The 6287-nt window shown below is 57.9% G+C and carries 7 protein-coding genes; all 7 read left to right on the top strand.

Translation table 11 applies throughout. The annotated features are described in order from the left end of the window. Nucleotides 1-692: signal recognition particle-docking protein FtsY (gene ftsY / locus ABYV89_RS13345; RefSeq protein WP_432823441.1), on the top strand; the 692-nt coding region annotated here is incomplete at its 5' end. A gap of 59 nt (nt 693-751) precedes the next feature. Next, complete coding sequence (gene zapB, locus ABYV89_RS13340) at nt 752-955, top strand: cell division protein ZapB (protein WP_432823440.1); 204 nt, start codon at nt 752-754, stop codon at nt 953-955. Continuing rightward, nucleotides 952-1281 (top strand): cell division protein ZapA, encoded by a 330-nt coding sequence (locus ABYV89_RS13335; protein WP_432823439.1) that lies wholly within the window; start codon nt 952-954, stop codon nt 1279-1281. The genes zapB and ABYV89_RS13335 overlap by 4 nt, the downstream gene beginning before the upstream one ends. Before the next feature lie 368 nt (nt 1282-1649). Further along, entirely contained in the window at nt 1650-2231 is a 582-nt protein-coding gene (locus ABYV89_RS13330) for a 5-formyltetrahydrofolate cyclo-ligase (protein ID WP_432823438.1), read from the top strand. 33 nt (nt 2232-2264) lie between these two features. After that, a complete protein-coding gene (gene rny, locus ABYV89_RS13325; RefSeq protein ID WP_432823437.1) occupies nt 2265-3827 on the top strand; it encodes a ribonuclease Y in 1563 nt (520 codons plus the stop codon). 63 nt (nt 3828-3890) lie between these two features. Beyond that, nucleotides 3891-4676 carry a TIGR00282 family metallophosphoesterase gene (locus ABYV89_RS13320; protein ID WP_432823436.1) on the top strand — a complete coding sequence of 262 codons (786 nt, stop codon included), beginning with the start codon at nt 3891-3893 and terminating at the stop codon, nt 4674-4676. Nucleotides 4677-4697: 21 nt separating this feature from the next. Further along, complete coding sequence (tyrS, locus tag ABYV89_RS13315; RefSeq protein WP_432823435.1) at nt 4698-5915, top strand: tyrosine--tRNA ligase; 1218 nt, start codon at nt 4698-4700, stop codon at nt 5913-5915. Nucleotides 5916-6287: the final 372 nt, after the last annotated feature.

The raw sequence follows: 6287 nt of genomic DNA, 5'->3' as shown, positions 1-6287 counted from the left end.
TGCGCAGTGCGCTGCAGGATGAGATCCGCCAGCGCCTGAAGCTGGAAACTGCGCCCCTGGATCTGGAGCGCTGCAAGCCCTTTGTCATCATGGTGGTCGGTGTCAACGGGGTCGGCAAAACCACCACTATCGGCAAGCTGGCTCGCCAGTTCGTCAATGAGGGGAAAAAGGTGGTGCTCGGCGCGGGGGACACTTTTCGGGCTGCTGCAGCCGAGCAGTTGGCGATCTGGGGCGAGCGCTCCGGTGTCGACGTTATTCGTCATGACGAAGGGTCCGATCCGGCGGCGGTTGCCTTTGACGCGGCCAAGGCCGCGGTGTCCAGGAAGGCGGACGTGCTTCTTCTCGATACCGCCGGACGACTGCATACCAAGGTCAACCTGATGGAGGAGATGAAGAAGATTCACCGGGTGCTGGCCCGGGAGATCCCCGATGCCCCTCACGAGACGTTGCTGGTTCTCGATGCCACCACCGGGCAGAATGCCTTGACCCAGGCGCGCCTGTTCAAGGAGGCGGTCAAGGTTTCCGGGATCGCCCTGACCAAACTCGACGGGACGGCCAAGGGGGGCATGGTGGTCGCTATCGGTGCCGAACTGGGGCTGCCGGTGCGTTATGTCGGGATCGGCGAGGGGGTGGAGGACCTGCGTCCGTTTGATCCCGATATGTTTGTTGATGCGTTGTTTCAAAGAAACTGAAAAATCTTGACTTTAAAACTGTATTTTTCTAATATTTCCAATCGTGCTGGAGTTATGAGATGATGGCGCCTGACAACCTGGACCTGGTGCAGAAACTCGAACAGAAAGTCGACCAGTTGCTCGACCGTTGCCAGGGCCTTGCCCGCGAATGCCAGCAGTTGCGGGATGAAAACCGGGCCCTGCTCAAGGAGCGGGAAGGGGTCTGCTCTGAGTTGGACCGGATCCTGGGCAAGCTGGACGGGCTGGACGGAGAGACGCCTTGAAACAGGCGGTAGAGGTGACTATTCTCGGGCAGCAGTTCACGGTGAAAAGCGAGGCTTCGCCTGCTGAAGTGCGGCGCGTGGCCGATTTCGCCAGCGCCAAGATTTCAGAAGTAATGTCGGTCAGCCGGTCGGCGGATTCTCTGAATTGCGCCATTCTCGCCCTGATGAATGTGTCCGGCGCTTTTCTGCGGTTGCAGGATCAGGCTGCCGCCGAGGGCGATGCGGAGGTTCGGGGACGCTTGCAGGCATTGCTGGATCGCGTGGAAAAAGCCGGTCTCGACGGGGTGGGGGTCCCGGAAAGCGGGCCGGTTTCGGAGGAAAGCTAGGTAAGTCCGGCGCTGGTCCGTAAGGGCCGATGTCGCCACAGAAACAGTCTCTGTACGGAGATTTTAGATAGATTGGCAGAGCAACTGTGCCCTTGCCGGGGCATTTGACAGGTTCGGTTTTAACCCTGGGCTGTATAAGTCGTTTAGCTGTTTTCGTGTCTGTTGTCAGGACTGTCCAGTCGTGACCATGAAGCCTGGTCCATTCGCCAGGTGCATTGCTGATAGAGGCCTTGTCGTATTCAAGTTTTGGGATTCGCGCAATGCCACACTTGTCAGCTGGCTGAAGATTTATAGTCATTACCGGACTTGACCCGTCTGCTGTCCTTCTTTCTCCTCCATGCAGAGATCGCAAACAGGGATCTCTGGCCATGCCCAAGAAATCCATTCGAGCCACCATGCTGGCGCAGCGCAGGCATCTGGCGAGCGTCACCTGTGCCTCCTTGAGCCATGCGGCCCAGCTGCGCTTGCTGGAAACGCCGGAATTTTTACAGGCTGCCGTTCTGGCCTTGTACAGTCCGGTTTACAATGAGGTCTTTACCGAGGAGCTGTTTCATGCAGCCCTCAGGCACGGCAAGCGGGTGGCCTACCCAAGGGTTTGCGGTGAGGTTCTCGAGTTTGTCGAGGTGACCCGCCTTGCTGAATTGAAATCCGGGGTTTTCGGTGTCCTTGAGCCTTCAGGATCTTCGGTGTTGTCGGCCTGCGATCTTGATCTCATGCTGGTTCCCGGGGTCGCCTTTGATCAGGCCGGGTTTCGACTCGGGTACGGCAAGGGGTTTTATGACCGTTTCCTGCACGCGGCAGACCGCTGCCCCTGTCTTGTCGGTTTCTGCTTTGAGTTTCAACTGGTTGATGATCTGCCGGTAGAGTCTCACGATATCGGAATGAACATGCTGGTCACTGATGCCAGAACGTTGCGTTTTTTTGCCACTCCGGAAGATCGTCCGGAATAAGCTCGACCTTATACAATAGAGGAGGATTCCGCTTTGCAGATAGAAATCGCATTGATGTTGATAGTCGGGGCCCTGGTCGCCGGGGGCTTCCTCGGCATGTTGCTGCGGCGCAAACTGGCCGAATCGCAGATCGCCAGTGCCGAACGGGCTGCCGCCCAGATTGTTGAAGATGCCAAGAAGGAAGGCGACACCATCCGCAAGGAGGCCGTTATTCAGGCCAAGGATGCGGTGCTGGAAGCCAAGTCCGAGTGGGAGAAGGAATCCCGTGAGTTGCGCCGGGAAATCCAGGCCCAGGAAAAACGCCTACTGCAGCGGGAAGAGCATCTGGACCGTAAGGCTCTGCTGGTGGATGGCCGCGAGGAGGACCTCGTGCAGCGGGAGCGGGCTCTGCCGCAACTTGAAGAGAAAGTTCGTAATCGCGAAAAAGAGGCTGATCTGCTGGTTCGCCAGCAGGCCGACAAGCTGGAGAAAATCTCCGGGATGACGGCCGAAGAGGCGAAGAATACGCTGATCGCCAGCATGGAAAGTGAGGCCCGCCATGACGGGGCCAAGCGGATCAAGCAGATCGAGGATGAGGCCAAGGAGACCGCCGACAAGAAGGCGAAGGAGATCCTGGCCCTGGCGATCCAGCGCTACGCCGGCGATTATGTCGCCGAAAAGGCGGTCAGCGTGGTGCCGCTGCCGTCCGACGAAATGAAGGGACGGATCATCGGCCGCGAGGGACGCAATATCCGCGCGATCGAAGCGGCGACCGGTATCGACCTGATTATTGACGACACGCCCGAGGCGGTCATTATTTCCGGCTTCAACCCGGTGCGCCGCGAGGTGGCAAGGTTGACCCTCGAGCGGCTGGTCGCCGACGGCAGGATTCATCCGGCCCGCATCGAGGAGGTGGTCACCAAGGCCGCGCAGGAAGTGGATGAGGCGATCCGCGAGGCAGGCGAGCAGGCGACCTTTGACGTCGGCGTGCACGGCATCCACCCGGAGATCATCAAACTGATCGGCCGGTTGCGCTATCGGACCTCCTATGGGCAGAACGTGCTCCAGCACTCCCTTGAGGTCGCTTTTCTCTGCGGCATCATGGCCAGTGAGCTCGGCATCAATGTCAAACAGGCCAAGCGTGCCGGTCTGCTGCACGATATCGGCAAGGCCGTCGACCACGAGATCGAGGGGTCGCATGCCGTCATCGGCGCCGATCTCGCCCGCAAATATGGCGAGTCGCCCAAGATCGTCCATGCCCTGGCCGCTCACCATGAAGACGAAAAGCCCGAAACCATTCTCGCGGTTCTGGTTCAGGCTGCCGATGCCCTGTCCGGTGCCCGTCCCGGGGCCCGGCGCGAGATGCTCGAGACCTACGTCAAGCGCCTCGAAGACCTGGAGCGGATCGGCACCTCCTTCCACGGGGTTTCCAGCTGCTATGCGATTCAGGCCGGCCGCGAGATTCGGGTGATGGTTTCCAGTGAAGAAGTGTCCGACGCCCAGTCGCATATACTGGCCAAGGATATCGCCCGCAAGGTTGAGGCTGAAATGACCTATCCCGGGCAGATCAAGGTGAATGTCATTCGTGAAACTCGTGCTACCGAATACGCCAAGTAATAAGTCGTCTCTGGTTGCGGGTATTGGTTGTCTGTTGTCTGATCAGGCTTTGGAGCGGTTTTCTTGAAAATACTTTTTATCGGTGATGTCGTCGGCCGCCCCGGGCGGGTTGCCCTGGCCAGCCGACTCGACCGGTTGGTCGATCGTAACAATATCGACCTGGTGGTGGTCAATGGCGAAAATGCTGCGGCCGGTTTCGGGCTGACCGCCGATTTGGCGCGGGAATTCTATGATCTCGGCGTCGACGTACTGACTTCCGGTAATCACATCTGGGACAAGCGCGAGATTTACGATTACCTCGACAGCCAGAAGCGCCTGCTGCGTCCGGCAAATTATCCGGCCGGGTTGCCCGGCCGCGGTCACGGAGTCTTTTCCACCAGTGCCGGCATCAAGGTCGGGATCATTAATCTCGAGGGCCGGGTTTTTATGAACAACCTGGAATGCCCGTTTCGCACTGCCGACGCCCTGGTCGACGAGCTGCGCCAGCAGACGCCGGTCATCCTGGTCGATTTTCACGCCGAGGCAACCAGTGAGAAGGCGGCCTTGGGCTGTTACCTGGATGGCAGGGTTTCCGCCTTGGTCGGCACCCATACCCATGTGCAGACCGCCGATGAGCGGATTCTGCCGTCGGGGACCGCATATATCACCGATGTCGGCATGACCGGGAGCCGCGATTCCGTCATCGGTATCCGCAAAGAGCTTGCGGTTGAAAAATTCCTTTCCCTGTTGCCGGTTCGTTTCGAGGTGGCCAAGAAGGATGCGACGGTGTGTGGTGTCGTGCTGACCATCGACGAGGAAACCGGGCGGGCGACGGCAATCGAACGGGTTCTCGAGGAAATTCAGGACTAATAATTGAAGGGCGAGTTGCGTATGAAGTCGGTACAGGAACAGATGGCTATTATCCGTCGCGGGGCGGTGGAAATCCTCGTCGAGGCGGAACTGGAAGAGAAAGTTGCCCAGTCGGTCAAGACCGGGGTCCCTCTGCGAATCAAGGCCGGGTTTGACCCGACGGCTCCTGACCTGCACGTCGGCCACACCGTTCTGATCCAGAAACTCAAGCAGCTGCAGGATCTCGGTCATCACATCTGCTTTTTGATCGGGGATTTTACCGGCATGATCGGCGATCCGACCGGCAAGAACGAAACCCGCAAGGCGCTGACCCGCGAGCAGGTGCTGCAGAATGCCCGGACCTACCAGGAGCAGGTGTTCAAGATCCTTGATCCGGACAAAACCGAGATTGTCTTCAACAGCAGCTGGATGGGACCGATGTCCGCCGCCGACCTGATCGGGCTCGCCTCCCGCTATACGGTGGCCCGGATGCTTGAACGCGATGACTTTCACAAACGCTTTAGCGGGCAGCAGCCTATCGCCATTCACGAGTTTCTTTATCCGCTGGTGCAGGGGTACGACTCGGTTGCTCTTAAAGCCGATCTCGAGCTGGGCGGAACCGACCAGAAGTTCAATCTGCTGGTCGGCCGCGAGCTGCAGCGGCAGGAAGGCCAGCGCCCCCAGTCGGTGCTGACCATGCCTTTGCTCGAAGGCCTTGACGGTGTCAACAAGATGAGCAAGTCGCTGAATAACTACATCGGTATTACCGAGCCGCCCAGGGAGATCTACGGCAAGGTTATGAGCATCTCCGATGAGCTGATGGTGCGCTACTACGAATTGCTTTCCGATGCTGATCTGGCCACTTTCGATAAAATAAAGGACGGCGTTGCCGGCAAGGCGGGCGGCGCGCACCCGATGGAAAGTAAAAAGGCGCTGGCCCGGGAACTGGTCGCCCGCTTCTATGGTGAGAGTCAGGCCTGTCAGGCGGAAGATGATTTTGTGCAGCAATTCAAACAGAAGGAAATCCCCGACGATATCGAAGAGGTTGTTATCGCCGCGACGGAGCCTTTGTGGATCTGTCGTCTGCTGACCGATGCCGGGCTGACCAAGTCCAACGGTGAAGCGCGTCGCCTGGTTCAGCAGGGCGGCGTGAAGATGGATGGCGAAAAGATCGACAATCCGGATCTTGAGGTCGGTCCGAAGGGGGAGCTGGTGCTCCAGGCCGGTAAACGTCGGTTTGCCCGTATCCGGTTCGTATAGAGCCAGGGCGGTGATGGCAAGCGGTCGTAGGTTTAATTAAGAAAAAAACGAAACAATGTCGAATCCTTCTTGACAGGGAAAGCTTAATTGGGTATAACCGCCCTCCGTTGACGAAAGGTGCCGAGCGGCACATGAGTAGATCGACGGCAGAAGAAAAAAGAAAAAAAGAGATTGACAGGCAGCAACGGTTTTGATAGTTTCACCCTCCTGTGCCGATGAAAGGCACGGGGAGAAAAACTGGTCTTTGAAAACTAAATAGCAGACGATAAAAGATGATTTGCGAGCAAATCAAGTTTAACCAAGAGTAACAGAATCAACTTACAGTTATATAACTGGAGAGTTTGATCCTGGCTCAGAACGAACGCTGGCGGC

It is taken from the genome of Trichloromonas sp., from assembly GCF_041583255.1.
Taxonomy (GTDB): Bacteria; Desulfobacterota; Desulfuromonadia; order Desulfuromonadales; family Trichloromonadaceae; genus Trichloromonas.
Note: the sequence above shows the minus strand (reverse complement) of the source record. Positions and strands in the feature narration are given on the sequence as shown.

What these genes read in the sequence shown, in the direction of transcription:
- zapB (WP_432823440.1), top strand. Translation starts at nt 752, where the DNA reads ATGATGGCGCCTGACAACCTGGACCTGGTGCAGAAACTCGAACAGAAA.
- ABYV89_RS13330 (WP_432823438.1), top strand. Translation starts at nt 1,650, where the DNA reads ATGCCCAAGAAATCCATTCGAGCCACCATGCTGGCGCAGCGCAGGCAT.
- tyrS (WP_432823435.1), top strand. Translation starts at nt 4,698, where the DNA reads ATGAAGTCGGTACAGGAACAGATGGCTATTATCCGTCGCGGGGCGGTG.